24 protein-coding genes and 3 riboswitches are annotated in these 25312 nt (G+C 42.0%); of the genes, 2 read left to right on the top strand and 22 right to left on the bottom strand.

Annotated elements, in window-relative coordinates; genetic code table 11:
• The 4 genes from ACFQIC_RS15705 to ACFQIC_RS15720 all read right to left on the bottom strand — a co-directional run.
• Positions 1-189, bottom strand: a 189-nt coding sequence (locus ACFQIC_RS15705; protein WP_390217385.1) for a hypothetical protein, incomplete at its 3' end; no start/stop codon positions are given.
• A 463-nt stretch (positions 190-652) separates the two neighbouring features.
• Positions 653-955, bottom strand: a complete 303-nt coding sequence (locus ACFQIC_RS15710) for a YerC/YecD family TrpR-related protein (RefSeq protein ID WP_204711739.1) — start codon at positions 953-955, stop codon at positions 653-655.
• A 16-nt stretch (positions 956-971) separates the two neighbouring features.
• Positions 972-2006 carry a DUF3048 domain-containing protein gene (locus tag ACFQIC_RS15715; RefSeq protein WP_204711741.1) on the bottom strand — a complete coding sequence of 345 codons (1035 nt, stop codon included), beginning with the start codon at positions 2004-2006 and terminating at the stop codon, positions 972-974.
• A 32-nt stretch (positions 2007-2038) separates the two neighbouring features.
• The gene (locus ACFQIC_RS15720; RefSeq protein WP_204711743.1) at positions 2039-3784 is read right to left on the bottom strand and encodes an adenine deaminase C-terminal domain-containing protein; all 1746 of its coding nucleotides are present in this window, start codon (positions 3782-3784) and stop codon (positions 2039-2041) included.
• Between the two features lie 165 nt (positions 3785-3949).
• Here ACFQIC_RS15720 and ACFQIC_RS15725 point away from each other — a divergent pair, with 165 nt between their 5' ends.
• Complete coding sequence (locus tag ACFQIC_RS15725) at positions 3950-4054, top strand: EYxxD motif small membrane protein (protein WP_390217387.1); 105 nt, start codon at positions 3950-3952, stop codon at positions 4052-4054.
• Here ACFQIC_RS15725 and purD read toward each other — a convergent pair.
• The 14 genes from purD to ACFQIC_RS15795 form a co-directional block, all read right to left on the bottom strand.
• Positions 4019-5296, bottom strand: a complete 1278-nt coding sequence (gene purD / locus ACFQIC_RS15730; protein WP_204711745.1) for a phosphoribosylamine--glycine ligase — start codon at positions 5294-5296, stop codon at positions 4019-4021. The genes ACFQIC_RS15725 and purD overlap by 36 nt on opposite strands.
• A 19-nt stretch (positions 5297-5315) precedes the next feature.
• The gene (gene purH, locus ACFQIC_RS15735) at positions 5316-6845 is read right to left on the bottom strand and encodes a bifunctional phosphoribosylaminoimidazolecarboxamide formyltransferase/IMP cyclohydrolase (RefSeq protein WP_204711747.1); all 1530 of its coding nucleotides are present in this window, start codon (positions 6843-6845) and stop codon (positions 5316-5318) included.
• The gene (gene purN / locus ACFQIC_RS15740; protein ID WP_204711749.1) at positions 6842-7423 is read right to left on the bottom strand and encodes a phosphoribosylglycinamide formyltransferase; all 582 of its coding nucleotides are present in this window, start codon (positions 7421-7423) and stop codon (positions 6842-6844) included. The genes purH and purN overlap by 4 nt, the downstream gene beginning before the upstream one ends.
• Positions 7420-8442: a phosphoribosylformylglycinamidine cyclo-ligase gene (purM, locus tag ACFQIC_RS15745; RefSeq protein ID WP_204711751.1), complete on the bottom strand. Its 1023-nt coding sequence runs from the start codon at positions 8440-8442 to the stop codon at positions 7420-7422. The genes purN and purM overlap by 4 nt, the downstream gene beginning before the upstream one ends.
• A gap of 18 nt (positions 8443-8460) precedes the next feature.
• Positions 8461-9873, bottom strand: a complete 1413-nt coding sequence (gene purF, locus ACFQIC_RS15750; RefSeq protein WP_204711753.1) for an amidophosphoribosyltransferase — start codon at positions 9871-9873, stop codon at positions 8461-8463.
• On the bottom strand, positions 9849-12077 hold the full coding sequence (gene purL, locus ACFQIC_RS15755) for a phosphoribosylformylglycinamidine synthase subunit PurL (RefSeq protein WP_204711756.1): 2229 nt from the start codon (positions 12075-12077) through the stop codon (positions 9849-9851). The genes purF and purL overlap by 25 nt, the downstream gene beginning before the upstream one ends.
• A complete protein-coding gene (gene purQ / locus ACFQIC_RS15760; RefSeq protein ID WP_204711758.1) occupies positions 12061-12744 on the bottom strand; it encodes a phosphoribosylformylglycinamidine synthase subunit PurQ in 684 nt (227 codons plus the stop codon). Before purQ ends, purL begins: the two co-directional genes overlap by 17 nt.
• Entirely contained in the window at positions 12745-12990 is a 246-nt protein-coding gene (purS, locus tag ACFQIC_RS15765) for a phosphoribosylformylglycinamidine synthase subunit PurS (RefSeq protein ID WP_204711760.1), read from the bottom strand.
• Positions 12978-13700: a phosphoribosylaminoimidazolesuccinocarboxamide synthase gene (gene purC, locus ACFQIC_RS15770; protein ID WP_204711762.1), complete on the bottom strand. Its 723-nt coding sequence runs from the start codon at positions 13698-13700 to the stop codon at positions 12978-12980. The genes purS and purC overlap by 13 nt, the downstream gene beginning before the upstream one ends.
• 38 nt (positions 13701-13738) lie before the next feature.
• The gene (gene purB / locus ACFQIC_RS15775; protein ID WP_204711764.1) at positions 13739-15031 is read right to left on the bottom strand and encodes an adenylosuccinate lyase; all 1293 of its coding nucleotides are present in this window, start codon (positions 15029-15031) and stop codon (positions 13739-13741) included.
• Positions 15032-15050: 19 nt separating this feature from the next.
• A complete protein-coding gene (gene purK, locus ACFQIC_RS15780; protein WP_390217391.1) occupies positions 15051-16178 on the bottom strand; it encodes a 5-(carboxyamino)imidazole ribonucleotide synthase in 1128 nt (375 codons plus the stop codon).
• The gene (gene purE / locus ACFQIC_RS15785) at positions 16168-16659 is read right to left on the bottom strand and encodes a 5-(carboxyamino)imidazole ribonucleotide mutase (protein ID WP_204711768.1); all 492 of its coding nucleotides are present in this window, start codon (positions 16657-16659) and stop codon (positions 16168-16170) included. The genes purK and purE overlap by 11 nt, the downstream gene beginning before the upstream one ends.
• A 98-nt stretch (positions 16660-16757) precedes the next feature.
• A riboswitch (purine riboswitch) is annotated at positions 16758-16858 on the bottom strand.
• Between the two features lie 80 nt (positions 16859-16938).
• The gene (locus ACFQIC_RS15790) at positions 16939-17139 is read right to left on the bottom strand and encodes an NETI motif-containing protein (protein ID WP_204711770.1); all 201 of its coding nucleotides are present in this window, start codon (positions 17137-17139) and stop codon (positions 16939-16941) included.
• Positions 17108-17677, bottom strand: coding sequence for a DUF2179 domain-containing protein (locus tag ACFQIC_RS15795; RefSeq protein ID WP_204711772.1), 570 nt, complete (start codon positions 17675-17677; stop codon positions 17108-17110). The genes ACFQIC_RS15790 and ACFQIC_RS15795 overlap by 32 nt, the downstream gene beginning before the upstream one ends.
• A gap of 193 nt (positions 17678-17870) precedes the next feature.
• On the opposite strand from ACFQIC_RS15795, the gene ACFQIC_RS15800 reads away from it, so the two are divergent.
• On the top strand, positions 17871-18296 hold the full coding sequence (locus tag ACFQIC_RS15800; RefSeq protein WP_204711774.1) for an Hsp20/alpha crystallin family protein: 426 nt from the start codon (positions 17871-17873) through the stop codon (positions 18294-18296).
• Positions 18297-18340: 44 nt separating this feature from the next.
• Here ACFQIC_RS15800 and ACFQIC_RS15805 read toward each other — a convergent pair whose 3' ends face one another.
• The 4 genes from ACFQIC_RS15805 to ACFQIC_RS15820 all read right to left on the bottom strand — a co-directional run bounded on the left by ACFQIC_RS15805 (position 18341) and on the right by ACFQIC_RS15820 (position 25156).
• The gene (locus ACFQIC_RS15805) at positions 18341-19675 is read right to left on the bottom strand and encodes an NCS2 family permease (protein WP_204711777.1); all 1335 of its coding nucleotides are present in this window, start codon (positions 19673-19675) and stop codon (positions 18341-18343) included.
• A 178-nt stretch (positions 19676-19853) separates the two neighbouring features.
• Positions 19854-19955: riboswitch (purine riboswitch) on the bottom strand.
• A 77-nt stretch (positions 19956-20032) separates the two neighbouring features.
• Positions 20033-21571 carry a glutamine-hydrolyzing GMP synthase gene (guaA, locus tag ACFQIC_RS15810; RefSeq protein WP_204711779.1) on the bottom strand — a complete coding sequence of 513 codons (1539 nt, stop codon included), beginning with the start codon at positions 21569-21571 and terminating at the stop codon, positions 20033-20035.
• A 100-nt stretch (positions 21572-21671) separates the two neighbouring features.
• Positions 21672-21773, bottom strand: a riboswitch (purine riboswitch).
• 27 nt (positions 21774-21800) lie between these two features.
• Positions 21801-24053, bottom strand: a complete 2253-nt coding sequence (locus tag ACFQIC_RS15815; RefSeq protein WP_390217394.1) for a DUF4129 domain-containing transglutaminase family protein — start codon at positions 24051-24053, stop codon at positions 21801-21803.
• The gene (locus ACFQIC_RS15820) at positions 24053-25156 is read right to left on the bottom strand and encodes a DUF58 domain-containing protein (RefSeq protein WP_390217396.1); all 1104 of its coding nucleotides are present in this window, start codon (positions 25154-25156) and stop codon (positions 24053-24055) included. Before ACFQIC_RS15820 ends, ACFQIC_RS15815 begins: the two co-directional genes overlap by 1 nt.
• Positions 25157-25312: the final 156 nt, after the last annotated feature.

Below are 25312 nucleotides of genomic sequence, written 5' to 3' on the forward strand. Positions count from 1 at the left end.
GAGGAAGCTCGCCACATGCCCATGGAAAGCGAGTGATTTCCCGGACCTCCAAACGCTTTCAACCTTAACGGAAACAACATCTCTCGAAGCTGAGTCTTCAAGTAAAGTATGCTTTAGTTGAAGAAGAAAATATAAAGAAAAACGCTTGGATATTAAAATGTCCAAGCGTTTTTCTTTACCAATTGTCATGTTATTTAGTATGTTAATTGGTTCGATAATTCTGTTGCTATTTTCCCTCTAATTATGTTTTTGTACTCCAAAACCGAACTATTCACCCAAAATCACATTGTTTTTTTCCTGTCAAAGTGGAGGATTAAGTCCAATTCACCCCTAATTTATAAACTGAAAATGGGGATAGAATTTTTAGGGATTTGCTTTTCTTAAAATTTACCGGACTTTTTCAGTGGCCTCGCTTTAGCTCGAGGAGGGCTTGCCGTCTTCCCCGCGGAAAGCGAGTGGTTTCCCATCCCCCATTCTCAGGTAAAAAGCAACGGAACCACCACTTTAATTCCACTATTGGGGGCATTAGTTGAACAAGGAATCACATAAAAACAAGGCTTAGAGATAAAATTTCTCTAAGCCTTGTTAACTGTATTTAGCAATGCACCTCACAAGAGAACCCATTATCATAACAAGGACGGATTCACACTAACTATTCAGTTCTCTTCTCTTGCACGCGATCCAAAGCAAGCGTATAAGCATCATTACCATAACTCAAGCAACGTTTCACTCGAGATATTGTTGCAGTTGACGCACCTGTTTCTGTTTCAATTTTATGATAGGTAAAGCCTTCACGCAGCATTCGCGCTACTTCTAAACGCTGTGCGAGTGATTGCACCTCATTCATTGTCGCTAAATCATCAAAAAACTCATAACATTCTTCAACATCTTTTAATGATAAAATCGCTTCGAAAAGTTGATCGAGAGTTTTCCCTCGTAGTTTATCAATTTGCACTTACTTCCCCTCCCTATTACTCCGTTGATACGTTACCTTGATTGTTCGGGATAATATTCATCCATGTTTGACCAGGTACGAAATTTACTGCTTTGTCATTTTTATACGGCAAAATTCGCCCGTCTTTATTCTTCCATTGTACATCAATTAGTTGCCCTTTTTGCAATAAATAGCCTTCTCCGCCAGATGTTAAGTTTATTTCACGCCGACCTGCATCATCCACAACTGCGTGTTTAGTCTTAATAATCAGTACATTCTTCAGAGCAATTCGCTCATCATTTTCCCGATCAATAGTTGGTTCACCGTCACTTGAGCGTAAGTATTGTTCACTTTCTGAATCATAATCATACGTCACTTTTTCATTTTCACTATAAGTAACTGTCACGTGATCAGTTGATTCGCCTTCAAGATCTGACTCTTCACTGAATGGTAGAGTATCTATTGCCTTTTCAGTCTCGTAACCTTTTCTTTCAATAAGCTGATCAATGCCTGATGTTAATAAGTAAGAGTTATGAGGAGCAACACGGTCGGTTGTCCGTTCGAAGAGCACTCCATCATTGTCATAGATTGCCCCGTCAGCAAAATCAATACCACTGGACTTTACTTGATCATTTATAAACTGGGCGGCTCCATGATACGTGTATAAGGCATCAAACCCATCTGCTATTTCAAAAAAGTAAGGCCGGGCACTGCGAACTGGACCAATGGTGTCTGGTATTTCACTGTGAAACAAGGCTAAAAAACGTGTGATTTGGCCTTCAGCTAAAACTTCATAGACTACATCTGCCTGGCTAAGTCCTGACTGAGGACGGGCTTGTGTATGATTATTCACCTGTACGGAAAGTACGCGTTGATCCACTTGTTTATTTGTTGGTTCCCCTGTTAAAGGGAAAACGCTCTCATAACTTTTTTCAGTTTGATCTTCCTTGGGCTTATTATCATCATTATTACCATCATTAGATGCTTCTGATTCGTTACTTTCTGGACTATTATTACATGCTGCTAAAATAAAAAAGATCGTCAATAACATTATTCCTAAGAGTTTTCTCATTCCTACGGCTCCTTCGTTCTTCTTTTTCTATCTTAACGCATAATCGCCGGATAGAGAATTTCATCCTTTTTCACATCCATTATACCTAGTGGTGTGATTCGGATAAATGGTAAATGCATGGAGGATAGAAAGAGTAATGTATAGACTGGATCGTCAAAGGCATAACCGAAAGACTTTAATTGCTCCTTAAGTTCAACTTCTTCTTCCATTAATTCAGCCATAGGCATATCAGCCATCATTCCGCCAAGCGAAAGCGGTAGTTCGAAAACAATTTCACCTTGATTAGCTAGGACAATACCTCCACCAATTTCCTTCATTCTTTTAAAAGCTAACTTCATATCTGAACGGGATTTCCCTAATAAGATGATATCCGCAGTATTTGAATAAGAACTTACAAGTCCGCCTAATGAATCAGTAAAGCCTTTAAGCAGCGTATTAACCGTCCATTTCCCATCTCGATCAATCAAAGTTAAAAAAGCTTCATTGTTTTTATCAGGTAATCGTTCAACAGAAGCATCAAGGTTAATGGCATAAGGTTTCATAATAACTTCATTAACCATATTCATTCCAACAGGCATGGAAAATTGCAAATCATCTTCCGTCAAATCCCACTCTAAAGAGAGCGACTCCAATCCACGTTTCTTCCAGTCAATATCCGTTGTTGGCGAAACAGGTTGATGATCTCTTTTTTTCCATTCTCCTTTTGCTAAAACGGAATGGGGATTTGGATCACTTGGATCTGATAAAAAGTTCAGATGAGCTAAACGACCAGCAGCCAAACTTCCCACCCGATCTTCAATACCAAAGTGGCGTGCTGCCTGATAGGATCCCATCATATAAGCATCTATGTCCTCAATTCCAGCTTCAAGGGCGATTTTTATACATGGATTGATCAATCCTTCACGATAAAATCCAGGCGTCGACCCGTCTGTAGTAAACATCATTCGGTCATATTGTTTATGATTTTTTTCTAACAAGCCTTTAAGTATGTCGGGTAAATCAGGTCTGATGGAAGAATAACGTAATCCCGTCTGATAACCGTGGGATAAGCGTTCAATCACTTCATCTGCCGTCATTGACTCATGTTCAGAATCCAATCCAAGGAGCTTCATTTTAACAAGTGTTTTCCAAGAGGCTCCTGGTAAGTGACCTTCAAGTGGCTTTCTGGAACGCTTCGTTTCTTGCATCCAGTGAAGCATTTGATCATCACCGCCATAAAGGACATCAGGCCACGCTGTTATTTCGCCACCCTGTATGACAGCATCATGATGCAGCCAAGGTAAAACTTGATTTTCAAATTCTTCCTGTTCTTCTTCTGGAAGAGCAGACTGAGAATCAAATCTTGCCCACCAATACATCGAAGCAGAAACTTCCATAAAATCTTCTAATAATGAAAAGGCTTTCTCCTGATCGGTTAAAAACAACCACATCAAATTATCATTAATAAGAGTAGTCGTACCAGTCTGGGCTGCATATTCAGCCAGACTACGGGGATTATATAACTGAAATGGATGAGCGTGAGGCTCAATATATCCCGGAACTATGTAACTATCGCTAGCATCAATAACTTCTGTCCCTTCTACAAGTGGCGGAAGCTCAGATCCAGAATAAATAATGCGATCATTATAAATCCATATATGGCCTTGTATCCATTGTTTTAAGTAAACATTTAGGTAGGTAGTGTTTTTAATCAGTTTCGTTGGTGCCAGCCTACCATCTACAACTGCTGTATGTTCTCGTAGTTGACGGTTACGCCAGCGAAATCGTTGTTCATTCATGGAGCTTGCCTCCCCGATTCATTTTTTTCTATCGTAACACAGGGGAGTAGAAAAGTGGAAGTAAGTGGTTGGCGCCGTGTGCATTGGCCTTCTTCGCTGAGGATTTTCCGAACACAAAATAAAAAAGAGCGGAAGAACCGCCCTTAGTAAAGGATGTTGACTATCATGGATTTCTTAGAATACTTAACTGACGTAGGGTTTGTTATTTCGCTAATTATTGGTACAGTAGCTGCTTTAATCTACGTCTTGATTCGACGAAACGATACTTGACCGACCGATGTCTCGGCGATAAAAGAAGTCATTGTTACTATCAAAAACTCCTAATGCATCATTCACCTTTTGTAAAGCTGTCGATAATTGTTCTGCTTTTGCACCGAATAACAACACGCGTCCACCATCTGACACGTAGCGCCCATTCATTTCTTTCGTACCCGCATGGACGGCGAATACTTCTCCGTCTTCAGCCCAATTTGGTAAAGGGACCTCTTTTTGATAACTACCTGGGTATCCTTGTGAAGCTACGACTACGCCCGCACAAGATTGATTAGACCACTTCAGCTGAGGGTCTTTATCAGTTAGCACATCTAGTAGAACCTGGTCGAGATCATTTTCTAAAAGCGGCAAAACTACTTGCGTTTCCGGGTCGCCAAATCTTGCATTAAATTCGATCACCTTTGGCCCTGCATCTGTTTGAATGAGACCTGCATACAGAATACCTGTGAATGTGCGTCCTTCTGTTACTAAAGCGGAAGCAGTTTTTTTCAAAATAGCTTCTACTGCATAATCATAGGATGCTTCAGGTAATTGCTGAGCTGGAGCAAAGGCTCCCATACCACCGGTGTTTGGTCCTTGATCACCTTCGAATGCACGCTTGTGATCCTTAGCAGTGACCATCGGATAAACGTTTTCGCCATGAACAAAGGCCATTAGTGAAAATTCTTCCCCTTGTAAAAATTCTTCGACAACGATTTCGGTGCTAGCGTCACCAAACTGTTTATCCAATAGCATGTCCTCAACTGCATCCACGGCTTGGTCTACAGTTTCAGCAACAACTACGCCTTTTCCCGCGGCAAGTCCATCTGCTTTTATAACGATCGGTGCCCCTTTTTTGCGGATATAAGCCTCTGCTTTATCAGCCGCAGTAAATGCTTGATAATCCGCGGTTGGAATGCTGTATTTATCCATGATTTGTTTGGCAAAATGCTTGCTGCCTTCGATAAGCGCAGCTGCTTTTGACGGGCCAAACACGGTGAGTTCAGCTGCTTGGAATTGATCGACAAGACCCTCTAACAGTGGATTTTCCGGTCCGACAAAGGTTAAATCAATTTCATTTTCTTTGGCAAAGGCTACGAGCCCTTCATGATCGGTTTCTGAGATGGCTAGGCATTCGGCTTGTTGTTTCATTCCTGCATTGCCGGGAGCAGCATACAGCTGAGTGACTTGCGGGCTTTCTGCAAATTTCCTTACAAGACTGTGTTCGCGTCCGCCGCGTCCAATAATTAAAACCTTCATATTACGCCGCCTCCTCTGCTTAGTGTTTGAAATGACGCATTTTTGTAAAGACCATAGCAATTCCGTATTTGTTACAAGCATCAATCGAATCCTGGTCACGTTTTGAACCACCTGGTTGAATGATCGCTGTAACACCAGCTTCTGCTGCTGTTTCTACAGTATCTGGCATTGGGAAAAAGGCATCGGAAGCCATGATGCTACCTTTTGCTTTTTCACCAGCTTGCTCTAAAGAAATTTTTGCTGCTCCGACACGATTCATTTGGCCAGCACCAATCCCTAGCGTATGATCGGATTTCGCAATGACGATTGCATTCGACTTCACGTGCTTAACGACTTTCCAACCTAGCTGTAAATCTTTCAGTTCTTGTTCAGAAGGTTGGCGCTCCGTAGCTATTTCAAGTTCCACGTCCTCAAGAGAGCCTTCATCAGTATCTTGCACGAGCAATCCACCACTTACAGAAGTCAATTTGTGGGTTTGTGTTTCTGGTTTCTTCATATCTACTTGTAATAATCTAAGATTCTTCTTCGTCGTTAGGATATCTAACGCTTCCTGGCTGAATGATGGAGCAATTACGATTTCCAGGAAAATTTCTTTTAACTTAGCAGCAGTTTCTCCATCTACTTCTCGGTTAAGTGCAACAATTCCGCCAAAAATGGAGATAGGATCGCCTGCGTAAGCTTTCCCGTAGGCTTCGAATAAGTTTTCGCCTGTTCCTACTCCACATGGATTCATATGCTTTACGGCAACTGCAGCAGGTCCTGTAAATTCTAAAACAACATCTAGCGCGGCATTGGCGTCCTGGATATTGTTATAAGAAAGTTCTTTCCCGTTAAGTTGCTGTGCGTTTGCAAGAGAGGCGCCTTGGTAGTTCGCCTTTTTATAAAAGGAAGCCGTTTGGTGAGGGTTCTCGCCATATCGTAAGGATTGAACTTTTTCATAAGTCACGGTATAGGACTCAGGGTAAGCCTCTTCCGTTAGCTCGGAAAAGTACTCAGCAATCATGGCGTCATAATTGGCTGTATGACGGAAGACCTTTGCAGCCAGTTTTTTGCGTGCTTCAAAAGAAAGCTCTCCTGCTTGTAGACTGTTCATCACTTCAGAATAGTCGGCAGGATCTACGACAACCGCGACATCTTCAAAGCTTTTCGCTGCCGAACGAAGCATAGTTGGTCCGCCGATATCCACGTTTTCGATGGCGTCTGCTTCTGTAACGTCTGGTTTAGCAATCGTTTCTTTAAAAGGGTAAAGATTAACGGCTACTAAATCGATTGTTTCGATATTTAATTCATCAAGTTGGCGCATATGCTCGTCACTGCTGCGCTTGGCTAGTAATCCTCCGTGGACAGAGGGATGTAACGTCTTTACTCTTCCATCCATAATTTCAGGGAATTCGGTGACCTCTGATATAGAAAGAACAGGCAGACCTGCTTCTTCGATCGCGCGTTTTGTCCCCCCAGTTGAGATTAATTCATAGCCAAGGTCAACTAGACCTTTAGCAAAATCACTCAGTCCTTGTTTGTTTGATACGCTAAGTAGTGCTCGTTTCATTTAGCATTCTCCTTGGTGAGTAAAGTTTGAATTACACGAGGATAAAGTTGGTGCTCAACGGCTTGTATTTTGCGTCGGACCTCATCCTTCGTATCGTCTTCTGTTATTGATAGCGCTTCTTGAGCGATAATGGGGCCGGTGTCCATTCCGTTATCGACGAAGTGGACGGTGACGCCCGTTACTTTCACCTTTTTATCTAAGGCTTGTCCGATCGCGTCTTTGCCTTGGAATGCGGGTAGGAGCGATGGGTGTATGTTTATGATACGTTTTGGGTAAGCGTTTAGTACAGTTGGACCGATTAGGCGCATGTAGCCTGCTAGGATGATCCATTCGACGTTTCTTGATTGACAGTCTGCAAGCAGGGCGGTTTCGAATGCAGCTTTGTCTGTGAATGATTTTGGGTTAAGAACGACGGTGTCGACGTTACGTTGTTGGGCTTTCTCGATGACGGCGGCATTGATTCGGTCGGAGGCGAGAAGACTTACTTCGGCATCCAGGGTTCCTTCATCGATGGCATTCATAATAGCATCGAAGTTGGAACCTGTGCCTGAAGCGAACACGGCTATTTTGTTGGTCATGACCAGTGAATTCCTTCTTGGGTTGTTACGTAACCGATCAGCTTAGCTTCTTCTCCTTGATCGTTAAGTGTTTGAATGGTCGTGTTGATTTCTTCTTCAGCTACGACCGCGACCATGCCTATCCCCATATTGAATACGCCGAGCATGTCTTCAAATGTCAAGTTTCCTTTGTTTTGTAGAAATTCGAAGATCGCAGGAACTTTCCAGCTGTCATGATTAAGTTGAGCACCTAATCCTTCAGGAAGTGCACGTGGGATATTTTCATAAAATCCTCCACCTGTAACATGGGCAAGTCCTTTGAGTTGTACGTTTTGTTTTAAAGATTGCAAGGCTTGAACGTAAATTTTCGTTGGTGTTAATAATTCTTCGCCTAATGGTTTCGTGAATGGGTGATAGGTTGTCTGAAGATCAAGGTTTTGTTCTTCGACAATCCGACGCACAAGTGAAAATCCATTTGAGTGAACACCGCTTGAGGAAAGCCCGATAAGAGCATCACCAGACTGAATGTGTTCACCTGTAATTAGCTTGTCTTTATCAGCCATTCCAACGACAAAGCCGGCTAGATCGTATTCTTCCGGATTATACATACCAGGCATTTCTGCTGTTTCTCCCCCGACGAGGGCGCAGCTAGATTGTTCACAGCCATCGGCAATTCCTTTGACAATTTGTTCAATTTTCGCAGGTTCATTTTTTCCGCAAGCAATATAATCGAGAAAAAGCAGAGGATCTGCCCCTTGTGCGACAATGTCGTTCACACACATCGCAACAACATCAATACCAATTGTGTCGTGCTTGTCCATTTCAAAAGCAAGTTTCAACTTGGTACCTACACCGTCTGTTCCCGTAACGAGAACAGGGTGGTTGTAGGTCATAGAACTAATATCAAATAGTCCAGCAAAAGATCCGAGCCCACCAATCACTTCCGGGCGCATCGTACGGGAGACGTGCTTTTTCATTAAATCAACGGCTTGGTAACCTGCTTCAACATCAACACCTGATTCTTTATAGGATTGACTCATCGTTGCTCCTCCTTTTGCTTACGCCTTTTCATAAGGCAGGACGGTATTTGGGTAGATTTCGGTCGGATAGTTCCCAGTAAAGCAGGCGGTACAACCACCGTGGTTTAAGGATTCTTGCCCTTGATAGATTGCATCGTTTAACCCTTCGACTGATAAAAAGGAGATCGTATCCGCCCCTATTTGTTCTCTCATTTCTTCAAGAGTATTATTGGCTGCAATTAATTCACCGCTTGTAGATGTGTCGATACCATAATAGCAAGGGTTTTTGATTGGAGGTGAGGCAATACGAACGTGCACCTCTGTCGCTCCCGCTTCTTTCAATAGTTTAACGATGCGTCGACTCGTTGTTCCCCGCACTATAGAATCATCGACCATGACAACTCGCTTACCTTCGACGATTCCGCGGACGGCTGATAATTTCATTTTAACTCCTTGTTCACGCAATTCTTGAGAAGGTTGAATAAACGTTCTACCAACATACCGGTTTTTGATCAATCCGAGTTCATAAGGGATTCCAGAAGCTTCAGCATAGCCGATAGCTGCTGATATGCTTGAATCTGGAACACCAGTTACAACATCTGCTTCAGCTGGAGATTCAGCATGTAACGATTTACCCATGCGCTTTCTGGCAGCGTGGACGTTCTTACCATCTAAGTCGCTGTCAGGGCGAGAAAAGTAAACATATTCCATAGAACAAAGCGTCCGCTGGATAGGTGCTGAAAAACGCTTGGACTCGATGCCGTTTTCGTCAATAATCAAAAGTTCTCCGGGCATAACATCGCGCTCATAGGTAGCCCCGATCACATCAAAGGCACATGTTTCTGATGAAACGCACCAAGCATCACCTAAATAGCCAATGCTGATCGGACGAAGACCACGCGGGTCGTTTGCGACATACATCTTGTTTTCAGTCATCATTAAAAAGGCATAAGCGCCTTTGATCATGGATAGACCTTGACTGATCGCTTCATCCATTGGCAAATGGCCGGCACGTTTAATTAAATGAGCTACCACTTCCGTATCCGAAGTTGTTTGTAGGATAGAACCTTGTGCTTCGAGTTGCCCTTTTAAGGCATGGGCATTTACAAGATTACCGTTATGGGCGACGGCCAGTCCACCGGTTTGCGAACGAAACATAAGTGGTTGAATATTTTCATAACTGCGGTCCCCTGATGTTGCGTACCGTACATGACCGACAGATGAATGACCTTCTAAACTATCCAAACGATCTTGTGGGAAAACTTCAGAAATCAAGCCGTGACCTTTAGATACTTTCATATGATCTCCGTCACTCGTAACAATTCCCGCTCCTTCTTGACCACGATGTTGCAGAGCGTGTAAACCGTAATACGTGAGTTGTGCTGAATCCGGGTGTCCAAATACGCCAAAAATGCCACATTCTTCGTTTAGTCCTTTGATTTCACCAGGCATGGAATAGCTCCTTTCCAGAGTTGCTTCAGAGTGTTTGTTCGCTCTTCCAAGACGGGTTCTCCTTGAGACTGGATACGATACAAGCCGTCCGTCGTTACTTTACCGAGAAGTGTTGCGTCTTCTATCTGTTGTTCAAACGTTTGCTTGTTTTCTGGAGAAACGGTTACCAAAAAGCGGGACTGAGTTTCTGAGAATAAAGCCGCTGTAAGTTCACCTTCTACGGTTACTTCACAACCAAGTTCATGAGTGAAAAGACTTTCTGCTAAAGCCACAGCAAGTCCACCTTCGGCTAGATCGTGCGCTGATTCTATTAAACCTTGCTGAATGGCTGATAATAATTGGTTTTGACGGGTCGCTTCAACTTGTAGATCGATCGCTGGTGCTTTTCCAAAATGACGGTCTTCGATCATCCCTTGTAGTTCACTTCCACCAAATTCAGCCTCTGTTTTTCCAATAACGTAAATAAGATCGTCAGCTTGTTTCATGTGTGATTCAGTAATTTGTTCCGTTTTTTCAATAAGACCGACCATCCCTACAACGGGAGTGGGATAAATGGCTTGGCCACCAAACGATTCGTTGTATAAGGAAACATTCCCACTAATGACCGGTGCTGATAATTCTCGGCACGCTTCACTCATTCCATCGACGCTTTTCTCCATTTGCCAAAAGATTTCTGGATTTTCTGGAGAACCGAAGTTCAAGCCGTCGGTAATTCCAAGAGGGCGTCCGCCTGAGCACACAATGTTACGAGCAGCTTCTGCTACAGCAATTTTCCCGCCTACCTCTGGATCTAGGTAAATATAGCGAGAGTTACAATCTGTCGTCATTGCTAACGCTTTGTCCGTTCCTCGCACACGAACTACCGCTGCATCTGATCCTGGTGTTAGGACAGTATTTGTCTGCACCATCGAATCATATTGATCGTAAACCCATTCCTTACTTGCGATCGTTGGCTGTTGAAGCAGGTCTTTCAATGTTTTATTGTAATCCGTGATCATAGGAACATAATTATCCATCGTTTGATATTCTTTATAATACTCAGGCACAGCAGATGGCTGGTGATAAACAGGCGCATCTTCTGCTAAGGAATCAACAGGGACGTCTGCTACGATGTCTCCATGGTGTTCTAGACGAAAGCGCTGATCATCGGTAACCTCTCCTACCGACACAGCCTCTAGATCGTACTTACGGAAAACATCAGCAATTTCATCTTCACGACCCTTTTCAACGACGAGAAGCATACGTTCTTGAGATTCCGATAACATCATTTCATACGCTGTCATATCCAATTCACGCTGAGGAACTAAGTTCATATTCATGAGCATCCCTGTTCCCGCTTTACTGGCCATTTCACTAGCTGAAGACGTTAGCCCTGCCGCTCCCATATCTTGAATACCAACAAGTGCATCATGGTGAATCACTTCTAAACAAGCTTCTATGAGTAATTTTTCCATAAAAGGGTCACCGACTTGTACGGATGGTCGCTTTTCCTCTGATTCCTCGGATAGTTCTTCTGAAGCAAAAGTTGCGCCATGAATTCCGTCACGGCCTGTTTTTGCTCCTACATACATAACCGTGTTACCGATACCGGCTGCGATCCCCTTTTGAATGTCCTTATGATCAATTAAACCAACACACATGGCGTTGACAAGTGGATTGCCATTATACGCATTATCAAACTGAACCTCACCGCCAACTGTAGGAACACCGACACAGTTACCGTACCCAGCAATGCCATGAACAACTTCTTCAAATAAAAACTTTACACGCGGCTGTTTTAGTGAGCCAAATCTTAAGGAATTCAACAAGGCTACAGGACGCGCTCCCATCGAGAATACATCACGAAGGATCCCACCGACACCTGTTGCTGCCCCTTGGTAGGGCTCGACAGCTGAAGGGTGGTTGTGACTTTCTACTTTAAAAACAACCGCCTGCTCATCACCAATATCAATAATTCCAGCACCCTCTCCAGGTCCTTGAAGGACTTGCGGGCCTTCAGTCGGAAACTTTCTTAACAGTGGTTTAGAATTTTTATAGCTGCAGTGTTCGGACCACATCACCGAAAAAAGTCCGATTTCTGTGTAATTCGGAAGACGACCTAGGATGTCTGTAATCGAGCGAAATTCGTCGTCACTAAGCCCCATCTCTTTGTAAAGTTGCTGTTGTTCGATTTGTTCAGGACTGATCTCAAGCTTTGATGGCATGCTTATCCCTCCAATGTGTAAGAATTGACTGAAATAGACGAAGGCCGTCCTTTGTTCCAACTAGTGAATCAACGGCACGTTCCGGATGGGGCATCATGCCAAGCACATTTCCTTGCACGTTTGTTATCCCTGCGATATCAGCTACCGATCCATTAGGATTATTTTTATACGTAAATGCGATTTGATCATTATCTTGTAACTCTTGGTAAGTGGACTCATCACAATAGTAATTTCCATCCCCATGAGCGATCGGAATATCGATTTCTTCTTGATCTTCATAATGATGAGTAAACATCGTTCTTGCATTTTTAACGGTTAATGTCTCATAGTGACACATGAATTTTAAATGCTTGTTTGGCAGCATAGCTCCTGCTAACAATCCCATTTCAAGTAATACTTGGAACCCGTTACATACGCCAAGAATCGGTTTCCCTGCATCAGCCGCTTCACGAATTTGTTCAATTACACCTGACGTTGAGGCAATAGCTCCTGATCGCAAATAATCTCCATAAGAGAAACCACCTGGTAAAAGAATTGCATCGTAAGCAGAGAGATCTGCTTCTTGATACCAAACAAGATCAGCTTCTTCACCCAAAGCCTCGGTAATCGCAAAGAACATGTCGCGGTCACAATTCGAACCTGGAAAAACAACTACAGCGAATTTCACTTAAACGACCTCCTCGATCGTGTACGAATAATCTTCAATGACTGGGTTGGCAAGTAACTGGTCACACATCTTATCCACCTGTTGTTCTATATCACTTGTGTCCTCAAGCATTACTTCCATATATTTTCCGATCCGAACATCAGCTACATTGTTGTACTCAAGGGAGTGTAATGAATTTTGAACAGCCTTCCCTTGTGGGTCTAGCACGCCTTCTTTAAGAGTGATATAAATCTTTACTTTGCGCATGTGTTCTCCTCCAGTCGTTGTAAAATATTTTCATAAACTGTGATTAAATCGCCTAAGCTTTCGCGAAATACGTCTTTATCCATCTTTTCGCCCGTTTTCTCATCCCACAACCGACAAGTATCTGGTGATATCTCATCAGCCAATACTATCGTGCCATCAGCTAATCGTCCGAATTCTAGTTTAAAATCGACGAGATCTAAGCCAGACTGTTTAAATAAAGTCTTAAGGTGTTCATTGATTTCTAGCGCCATTTGTTTGACTGCCTTTAACTCATCTTCAGTTATATCCGTTAAATATAGTGCATGCTGATCGTTTAAGATCGGATCATCCAACTCGTCCTTTTTGTAAAAAAGTTCAACGAGAGATGGTTCGAATAATGATTTTTCTTCAATGCCAAGTCGGCGCGTAATACTTCCAGCTGCAATGTTTCTTACAACAACTTCTAATGGAATAATCGTCGTCTTAGCAACAAGCTGTTCGTTATCGTTTAGAGCTTTTATGAAATGAGAAGTCAGCTGCTGTTGCTGTAAATATTCAAAAATCCTTGAGGTGATCAAATTGTTCAGGCGTCCTTTGCCTTCAAATTGGTCTTTCTTCTTTCCATTAAATGCGGTGGCATCGTTTTTATAAGACAAAATCAGTTGCTCTGGTTCGTCATCTACGCAATATACTTTTTTCGCCTTTCCTTCATATAAAAGTGAACCCTTCATTAGAAACACCTCGCGATTGGATTTTTTGTTAATGGTTCTTACAGTCCGATACGATCAAAAATACGATCAACCTGTTTTAAGTGGTGCTTGTAATCAAAGCAGGCGTCAATTTGTTCTTTTGATAAAACCGAAGTAATTTTGTCATCAGCTTCAATCAAGTCACGGAATGGTACGCCGCGCTCCCAAGCATCCATCGCTTTTGGTTGAACGAGATCGTAAGCTTCTTCACGAACAAAACCTTCATCAATTAACGTTAGTAACACTCGCTGCGAAAAGATCAAACCATACGTTTTTTCCATATTTTCCTGCATACGTTCAGGGAAGACGGTTAAGTTTTTGACGATATTGCCAAAACGATTGAGCATATAGTTAAGAGCAATTGTCGCGTCCGGCAAAATCACACGTTCGGCTGAAGAGTGAGAAATATCACGTTCATGCCATAGTGGCACGTTTTCGAAAGCTGTTAACATTTCCCCGCGCAGTACGCGTGCCATCCCTGTCATATTTTCAGATCCTATTGGATTACGTTTATGCGGCATAGCTGAAGAACCCTTTTGACCCTTTGCAAAAAACTCTTCTACTTCACGTGTTTCTGTTTTCTGTAATCCGCGAATTTCGACACCGATCTTTTCTATTGAAGAAGCAATTAACGCTAATGTCGACACATAGTGAGCGTGTCGGTCACGCTGTAACGTTTGCGTTGATACTGGGGCTGCTTCTAAGCCGAGCTTTTCACATACATACTGTTCAACAAATGGATCGATATTGGCATACGTTCCAACAGCACCGGAAAGCTTGCCTACTTCAATATGTTTGATCGCTAAGTCAAGACGCTCTAGGTTCCGCTTCATTTCTTCATAATAGAGGGCTAGTTTCAAGCCAAATGTTGTAGGTTCAGCGTGAACACCGTGCGTACGCCCCATCATGACTGTATGCTTATGCTCGCGAGCTTTATCCGCTAGAATATCAATGAAATTGACCAAGTCTTTACGAATGATTTGGTTAGCCTGTTTCAACTGGTAAGAAAGGGCCGTGTCAACGACATCTGTTGACGTTAAACCATAATGGACCCATTTACGTTCTTCTCCGAGTGATTCTGAAACCGCTCGTGTAAAAGCAACGACATCGTGACGCGTTTCTGCTTCAATCTCGTGGATGCGTTCAACGTTAAACGAAGCTCCTGCGCGTAACTTCTTAACATCATCTTTCGGTATAACACCCAGTTCACTCCATGCTTCACAAGCTAAAATTTCTAACTCAAGCCACGCTTGGTAGCGGTTCTCTTCTGTCCAAATAGCGCCCATTTCGGGTCTTGTATAGCGTTCAATCATCCATCTTCCTCCTCATGAATTACCACATATGAATATTGTTTTTTGCTATCGTTTCGTCAATTTCTTCTAAATTGTTACCAACAAAAGTTATGTGTCCCATTTTGCGAATCGCTCTTGAATCTTTTTTTCCATAATCATGGAAGTGCAAGCCGTGATAGTTAGCTAGTCGATCTAGCAAAATATCTCGATGTTTACCGAGCACATTAATCATGACAGCTGCTGGAAAACTATGCACCGGAAGCAGTGGCAGACCGCAAATTGCTCGTACATGCTGTTCAAACTGGGAAACATTACACGCCTCAATCGTATAATGCCCAGAGTTGTGTGGCCGTGGTGCCATTTCATTAATAAATACCTGTTCATCTTTGACGAACATTTCCACCGCAAATGTGCCAACAATGTTCATCTTTTCAGAAAGAACGGCTACCGCTTGCTGTGCTTTTTTCACTACATTCTCCGTAACCGTGGCTGGCACTCTCGTTTCATGCAAAATTTGTTGTCTATGAATGTTTTCAGCAATAGGGAAATAAGAAATCTCTCCATCTTGACTTCTCGTAAACACTTGAGAAATTTCAACATCGAAGGCAAGCCACTGCTCAACAATGTAAGTTTCACTATCCTTCATGAAGGAACGTGCCCCATCAACATCCTCTTCTGTTTCAAATTTGTATTGACCTTTTCCGTCATATCCTCCGCTAATCGTCTTCATTACGGCAGGAAAACCGATAGACTCGAGAGCTGTTGTTAATTGGTCAAACGTTTGAACAATACTATAATCAGCTATCGGTAGACTTGCATCGACAGCAATCTGTTTTTCTTCTGCCCGATTACGAGTAACTTCTAACGGATAAGCACCTTGAGGAAGCTTACCGGCTTCTTCAAAAATTCGGGCTACTTCTAAGTCAACATTTTCAAATTCGTACGTGATCACGTTACTAGCGTCACTCAATTGCTCTGCCGCTTCGACATTATCATAAGCTGCTTGAATATGAACGTCAGCTACTTGAGCGCAAGGGCAATCTTCTGTCGGGTCAAGGACTGCAATGCGGTATCCCATATGTTTTGCTGCTACCGCCATCATTCTGCCTAATTGACCTCCGCCTAAAATACCGATTGTGTCTCCTGGTTTTACGAATTTATTGGTCACGAAGCTCACCTCGCATGTCATCTACTTTAGTTGTCATTTCACTTCGATAGGTTTCGAGTCGTTCTGCTACTTTATCGTCAAAAGCTCCAATCATTTCAGCTGCTAGAATTCCGGCATTCTTCGCCCCAGCCGTTCCGATAGCCACAGTAGCTACGGGTACACCGCCTGGCATCTGAACGATTGAGTATAAGGAATCTAGACCATTCAGCGCTTTTGACTGAACAGGAACACCAATAACAGGTAAGGTTGTTTTGGCTGCAACCATTCCCGGCAAATGCGCAGCGCCGCCAGCACCTGCAATGATCGCTTTAATCCCTCTAGATCGAGCTTCTTCCGCATACTTAAACATATCTTCAGGTGTACGATGTGCGGATATAATTTCTTTTTCGTAGTCTAGTTTTAATTCATCCAATACTTTACAAGTTTCTTCCATAGTAGACCAGTCTGAAATACTCCCCATAATCACGCCGATTTGAGTCATGTCATCCCTCTTTCACCATGTTTTTTCCATTAAAAAAGCCTGCTCATCTCCCTCGTATGAGAGGAGATAAACAGGCAGATCTGTGTTAGGAATCAATCAAATGCTTGGTCTCCCCTCATAGTCCGGACATTTACGGTATCCAGGTAGAAACGTACGGGCCTTATCCCCGTCTTATATGAGGTCCAATATGCAATTCTGATTTCATCATAGCAATATTTGATTCTTTCGTCAACGCAAATGACGAACATTAAAAAATATTTACATTAAAATCGTTCGTGTTTACTGCTTAGTTGCCTGGAAAATGATTGTTCTTCCTACAGGCTCAACGGTTTTTTCCCCATTTTGCACAACTTCTCGAAAAATGGGTTCTTCCGCTCGACGAATCGGTGTATAACCATCTTTCTTTATACGATCCAGACACTCATCAATGGTTTCTTTTTCACCAACTTCATAACGCTTTTTGACGTTCTTTTTTGCCATTGCGAATCCTTCCCTTCTTCACTTGCTTCACCCAAAAACCGCCGTGGATTTGCTTTGGCTCATAGGCAATGATGAACGCTTTTGGGTCAATGGATTTAATCGTCTCATAAAGCTTAAGCTCATATTTACGAGGGGTAAGGATTTGCATAGCCAGGCGATCGCCTTCCATGCCGTAAGCATACCAACTAGTAACCCCATAGCCTTTGTCCCGTAGAATTTCAGTGAATTTAATATTAGGGCTTGAGGAAATCACGTTGACAGTCGTATAACCAAGGGCTAATTTCTCTTCAATTTTCATACCGACTATGACTCCCAGCCCATAACCAACCGCATATGCAATCACGTTCTCAATTTGATTTAAGTTATCAAGCACCAAACTTAACCCTAAAATGTATACAAGAATTTCAAACGTACTAATGAAAGCTGCAAAATAACGCTGGCCTTTTAACGTTAAAATCATTCGTAACGTAAAAAATGATACATAAACGATGTTGACTACTAAAATGATGGTGATCATCCCTAGTGTATTATCCAGCATGGTATTCCTCCTATGCTTTTCCATAGCCACATGAAAGAGCATCACATTTAGATGATTTCATTTTGTGAGTATCACGCAGATACTACGGGACATTCACCTAAACGATCAATCTGAATACACTATATACCATGATATCTAGCTTACACAATCAGATATTTTCATTACATTTGTCGAACGGAGGAAGGGTTCGTTTATGAAACAATTTGAAGACTGGAAAAAGAACTTAGATCACTTTTTTGACCAAGATTTCTGGGGTGATTTTGAAGGTATAATGAAACCTTCCATCCCAAATATCAACATGTATCAATATGATAATGAGTTACTTTGTATTGTTAACATTCCTGGCATGAATCATCCTAAAAACGTAGATGTTGTTGTTGATCATTCCACATTGACACTAAAAGGTACGATTGATATTAACCATCGAGGCGGTCATCAGATTAAATCAGAAATTGCTACGGGTGCATTTGAAAGGAGTATTGATCTACCATTTGCTGTTCGAAGCGACAAAATGGAAGCTACGTATAAACATGGTTTATTAGTTATTCAAATGTTCCGATTTATCTCCGAATCGACGCGGCAGAAGCCGATTAAGATTCGACACCTTGAGGATGATTGAGGTCGGCCCTGTCTTAAGGGCCTTCCCTCTGTTTTTCATAGCGCTTAGGCTAGGAATATAAAATACAAGATGAAAATAAAGAATAACAAATACATAATTGGGTGTATCTCTTTTCCTCGGCCTTTTAATAAAAGGGTTATAGGATAGAAGATAAATCCGATTGCAATTCCTGTCGCGATGCTGTACGTCAGTGGCATGGCGGCAATCGTAAAGAAGGCGGGTACGGCGATTTCAAATTGATCCCAGTCGATGTTCTTTAATGTTGAAGCCATGAGGACGCCAACGATAATCAGTGCTGGGGCGGTTACTTCGGCGGTTACAACAGACAGCAGTGGTGAGAAGAATAAGGCTAATAAGAAAAATCCGGCAGTGACGACAGAGGTAAATCCTGTTCGTCCGCCTGCTCCTACACCTGCAGTTGATTCGATATAAGATGTTGTTGTTGAGGTTCCGGCAATGGCACCAGCAACGGTTGCTGCCGAGTCTGAGAATAGGGCACGGCCTGCGCGTGGAAGTTTATTGTCTTTCATAAAACCAGCTTGTGTCCCAACAGCAACAAGGGTTCCTGCTGTATCGAAGAAGTCTACGAATAAGAATGTTAAAATAACGACGAGCATTTCAATCGTGAAAATTTCACTAAAGTGAGTCAGTGCTGCCCCAAATGTAGGTGCCATACTTGGTGCTGGACCTACGACTCCTCCTAGTCCTGTTGGTGGTGCAATCAATCCTGTGACCATTCCTGCGATTGCGGTAAGAATCATTCCGTAGAAAATGCCACCTCTAACACCTAAAGCAAGTAGCATGACGGAAACCACAATACCGAAGATGGCAAGCAGCGTAGTTGATTGTGTAAGGTCACCCAACGCTACCATTGTTGCTTCATCACTTACGACAATTCCACTATTTTGAAAACCGATAAAAGCAATAAATAGTCCGATCCCTGCACCTACTGCGAGTTTCAGGTTAGCTGGGATGGCGTTGATAATTTTTTGGCGTAGTCCTGTTAAAGTTAAAATAATAAAAATAAGTCCAGATGCGAGTACGCCAGAAAGTGCTGTTTCCCAAGGAATACCGTATGTGAGAACGACGGTATAAGCGAAAAAAGCGTTTAATCCCATCCCTGGTGCAAGTGCGATCGGGTATTTAGCTAGTACGCCCATTAGAAGCGTACCAATGGCTGCGGCAATCGCTGTAGCTGTAAAAACTGCTCCTTCGTCAATTCGAGTGACCCCTTCAGGTAGCTCTTCAATGCCAGTCATGGCAAGTGTAGCTGGGTTAACAAATAAAATATAAGCCATAGCGAGGAAAGTGGTCATCCCTGCTAAAAATTCTGTGCGGTAATTTGTTCCTAATTCTTCGAAATTGAAAAATTTCTTCATTTTTTCTCTTCCTCCCCTATGATGGTGACTGTTCGATTTTGGATCTTAGCCGAGGTTAATGTCATCTACTTTCTAATATGTTCTCGTTAACTAGCGATAAACAAAAAACACCCTCAGCCATGGCCAAGAGTGTTCTACACGAATCTACAAGGAATACAGCCAACACGACAATGATAGACGTGTGGCTATTTCCTATCGTAGTAAGACCATTTACGGTAGTCCGGTAGAAACTCATGGGCCTTATCCCCAAAATTATACGACAGCTTTATTTATTTATATTTTATATCATACAAGGGTCGACAAATATCGTCAACCCAAAAACCGAACATTCCTCCTAAAAATAAAACGAATATTCGACTATTCCCATTCAATAGTGGAAGGCGGCTTACTCGTTACGTCATATACGACGCGGTTAATGTGTTCTACTTCGTTTACGATGCGAGTGGATATTTTCTCCAATACATCCCATGGAATCCTTGCCCAATCTGAGGTCATGCCATCGATCGAGGTTACCGCGCGAATTCCGATCGTGTGATCATACGTACGCTCGTCGCCCATGACACCAACAGAGCGGATATTAGGGAGCACCGTAAAGTATTGCCAAATATCACGATCAAGTCCGGCATTCCTAATTTCCTCCCGCAATATCGCATCAGACTCACGCACGATTTCCAGGTTCTCATCGGTAACTGCTCCTAAAATTCGGATCGCTAAGCCAGGGCCAGGAAATGGTTGTCTCCATACAATATGCTCAGGTACACCAAGCTCGGTTCCAAGGGCACGAACTTCGTCTTTAAAAAGTGTATTTAGTGGTTCAATGAGCTGAAACTGCATGTCTTCTGGTAGTCCGCCGACATTGTGGTGGGATTTAATCGTTTGTGCTGTATCTGTACCACTTTCAATAATATCCGTATACAGCGTTCCTTGAGCTAAGAAATCGATATCGCGCAGCTTGTCTGCTTCATCATCAAATACATAAATAAACTCATTACCGATAATTTTACGTTTTTCTTCAGGATCAGAAACGCCAGTTAATTTACCAAGGAAACGGTCTTTTGCATCCACTTTTATAATATTCATATTAAATCCGTCACCAAGGGTCCGCATTACATCATCGCCTTCATTCTTTCTAAGCAATCCGTGGTCAACAAAAATACATGTAAGCTGATCCCCGATGGCTTTATGAATTAGAGCTGCTACAACGGAAGAATCTACTCCTCCACTTAAAGCACAAAGGACTTTACGATCGCCTACTTGTTCACGAATCTTTTCGACTTCCATATCAACGACGTGATCCATCGTCCAATCATCTGTCGCCTCACATACATCGAATACGAAACTTCGTAAAATATCGTTACCATATTCTGAATGACGAACTTCCGGGTGAAATTGAACGCCGTACATGCGTTTATTATCATTGCCAATGGCTGCAACAGGACAAGACGGGCTTGTAGCATCCACTGTGAAACCGGATGGAGCTTCCATAACTTTGTCACTATGACTCATCCAAACCGTTTGTTCCTTCGGTGTTTTTCGGAAAAGTAGCGTATCTTCTTGGACAGAAATATCCGCCTTTCCATATTCACGCTGATGGGCACGTTCTACTTTTCCTTCAAAGTGATGAGTCATCAGCTGCATTCCATAACAGATTCCTAGAACGGGAATGCCTAGTTCAAATAGGTCTTCATCGCAACGAAAACTGTTTTCACCATAAACACTGTTTGGACCACCAGATAAGATAATCCCACTAGGGTTAATATCTTTAATTTCCTCAACTGTGATCTTATGAGAACGCAGTTCACTATAAACGCCAAATTCACGGATTCGACGAGTGATTAATTGATTGTATTGACTTCCAAAATCGAGGACGAGGATCATACCTTGTACCTGTTCCATTGGTGCTCATCTCCTTTTTTCTAAAGTTGCCCATTAAAAAATGGACTTCTACCTCCGTTTCTAGACGTGAAGGCAGAAGTCCATGTAAAAAATCTATACGTTACATGATTCCTGCCTTCATAGTCAGAGCGTTTACGGTGCTCCGGTAGAGACTCTCGGTCCATATTACCAAGGATATATGAAGGTTATTGGTTAATTCCATTCATTCTATCAACCGCAATGAACGGAATCAAGACAATGTATTTTTAATTAAATTTTCCCATAATTCTGTGACTTTTTTCATTTGACTATTATCGTTTTCGTTTCGGTAAAGCATTCGTTCGTAATGGTTTGTTAATTGGCGCATGTCGTTATTTTGATAATGATCGTCGACCTTCCTTGCATAGTCTCTAAGCGTCTGATTATCATGACGCTTCAAGTCTCTATTTTCGAGTAACTTTAATAGGAAGAGATAAGCTTTCTCAAACGTGTCTCGGTCTTGATTTTTTCTTAATTTACGATTGATATAGACGGCCATTAAGCGATGTCTGATAAAGTAAAGAATGGTTGCAATAACGGTAACTATTCCTAGCGTCACCCATAGGGCTGTATAATTATTATCGTTATTTATTCCGCTTGCGCCATTCTCATTGTCAGACTCTGCGTTTTCTTGTTGGGCGGCCTGACTTGGATTTTCTGGGTCGTTTTCGTCTTGGTTTGCGGCTTCGTCGTTTTCATCGCTAGTTGATTCTCCTTCACTTTCTTCTACATCTAGGTGAAAGTCTGTGTTGTTGGAGAATCCTTTGGTGGGTTCAAATGGGACCCAGCCGACTTCTGGAAAGTAAACTTCTACCCAGGAGTGGGCATTTCCGCTCGTTACTTCATAGATGCTTAGTTCTTCATCTCCAATGGGGGCGGTTTGGTTCATTGGTTCTCCACCAGTAAATCCTTTTACCCACCGCGCCGGGATATCCTGGGATCGTAATAGGACGACCATAGATGTCGAAAAGTTATCACAGTAGCCTATTTTTGTGTCGAAAAGGAATTGATCAACATAGTCTTCATTTCCTTCAGGTACCTCTACGTCTTCTGTGTCGTATTCAAAGTCATTGGCGGCAAAGTATGATTCTACAGCTTTTGCTTGATCGTATCGGTTATCTTCATCTTCAACGATTTGATCCGCTAAGTTGATCACCCGATTTGGTAAATCATTAGGAAGTTGAGTGTACTGCTCAACTATTTCTTGCGGGTCTTCTGCGTCTACTTCGCGCAGTTGGTTGTATTCAAATGACGGCTGGTTGTATTCGATCATGTACTCCTCCATTTGAGTACTATTACCATTTTGAACTGTATCAATTTCTCCCGTTTCTTCATGGAGGTTTAATGTAATATTGCTTGGGAACGGACTTCTAGACAAGCCACTTTCATTTGTACCATGCAAGGTACGAGCACCATAAGGATATACGAGTTTATTAAAGTTTGCGGCACCTGTAAAATCAAGCAGAGCGATATGTTCTTCGGTATCTACTTCATTCGTGAACGTTTCAAATTCTAAATCTTCAGGTGAAACGGTGCTTGTTTCTTCATCTAACGTATCTTCCCATCCTTTTCCTGTGTACGTATCTTTGGATTCAATCCTCCAATACTGTCGGTCATTAGCAAACGCTCTAAAAACAGGGGTGTCGTCTTGAATAAAGCCGCCTCCAAGCTGAGAGTCATTTTCACCATACCCTACTTTTTGCACAGGACCTCCGTTGCCTCCTGGGCCAGTGCCTGCTCCAGGATTTGCGCTCATTATATGTGGGACAGGGTCTGGCCATTGCGGCGTTAATTTCGGCGAAGCATATCCAAAGAGGGAAGAAAGGACTATTACACCAGTTAGAGGAAGAACCCACTTATAAGGTTTACTAATTCTTCCTATAGATATCGATTCTTTTTCCATCTCCTTGAAAAAGTGCGCAAGGCCTAGCGCAATCATCGATAGGGAGAACGTACGAATGATCGCCCATTTTCCATCATAAATAGTGAAAGTATCGACAACGGTAACATAAATGATAGTTAGTAAAACAAAGATAAACATACGTTTGGCCACGATAAACCAATAAAATAGTAAATAACTCATTAACCAAAGCAGAATAAGAAATAGCAAACTTCTAAACATCGGTGTCATTTGCCACCACTGTTGGGATTCGATCACTTGATAATTGTATATAATTTGATCATAACTCACTGAAAACCAGTTACGGCTGAATATCCTTTCCGCAATATAGAGCCCGTCTATAATAAAAACAAGCCCCATTAGTTTCAAGAAAATGGATATAACTCCATTAAGTTGTATAAAAGAGATAAAGAAACAAAAAGCAGCATAGATAAAGAAGATGCTAACATTATTGAAATCAGCAATAATCTCAAGGGGTCTCAACCATTCACTGAACAGTAAAAACCCACAAATATAAATAATAATCCGGTACATATTTAATTGGCGAACAGATGAGAGGTTCACTATGTATTCACCTCAAATTCTTGTTGTACTAGTTCGTCTTCAGATAATAGATTAACGGCGACCCCTGAACTAGTCAGTTTTTTCATTAACTTATGATCATTAAATTCTAGCTGTTTAGCAGGTTTCACATAAAAGAAGATGACTCGTTTACTTTTCTGAGCGATCCTCGTCATGCTTTCTAAAACTTGCACATCTAAATGATGGCTAACTATAAACACTACCATTCCTGTTGGAAGTTGTAATCGCTCCCGTTCTAACTGATATGCAAATGGGGATTTTCCAATTGGCTCAATTTGCGCCAAGTGCTGTTGAATCATAGCTTTATACTGCTTATCTTTTTGAGACGGGAAATAACGCCGGCTATCTCCCAAAGTCATAAAAGCGAGTTGAGATGACTTTTTATTCAATTCTTCTAGTAAAGAAGCACTGAATTCCACTGCCCCCTCAAAGCTTAATGGTTTACTCTTTTCTTGGTAAACAGCGTTTAATATAAGAATCATATCCACACTTTTTTCTTGTTCAAATTCTTTTGTCATCATTTGATTACTCTTGGCTGTTGTTTTCCAATCAATCCATGAGAAACGGTCTCCAGGGACGTATTCCCTAACGCCTGATACAACATTAGTATTTTTCTCGTTTAGTTTAAATGAAGGACTCGCTCCTTGTTCAATACTATAAGCTTTCTCCGTTAGATTCACTCGACGTTGACAAGGGAAAACGAGGAGGCGGTTATCTAATTGATAAACGTATTCCTTTTTAATAAAGCCAAAAAAGTCTCCTGTTTTCACACGTAATGCTTTTATATCATGGGCTCCTCGAGGAAGTTTTTCAAGTTGATAGTGATATTTCATGTGTCGTTTAAACCATGGGAAAGAAATTTTTTTAATGTCACGCACTTCTTCTAAAGCACCCGAATGGTCCATTTCACGGTATTTTTCAAAATGAAGGTCTTTTTTCATTAATGACTTAGGGAAATATTCCTCGACCACACAGTAATACATGGGGAAGGGGAACTTTCTATCAATCTCTATGTCAACATCAATAGTCTCACCTGCGGTTGCTACACGTTTAGATAAACTCCGTTTAACCTCCCATCTATCCATACGATAAAACGTGAGAGCCACCATATAGATAAGGAAAGGTAAAAAGCTGTAAAAGAGGAACCAGCTGACGAATCCCCCTTGAAACATGGCATAAGAAAAAAGCGAGGCAAATAGAAGAGAAACTGTAATTAGTCTTGCTGTAAAATGAAAGGTTTG

Source organism: Halobacillus seohaensis, from assembly GCF_042663045.1.
Lineage (GTDB): Bacteria > Bacillota > Bacilli > Bacillales > Halobacillaceae > Halobacillus_A > Halobacillus_A seohaensis.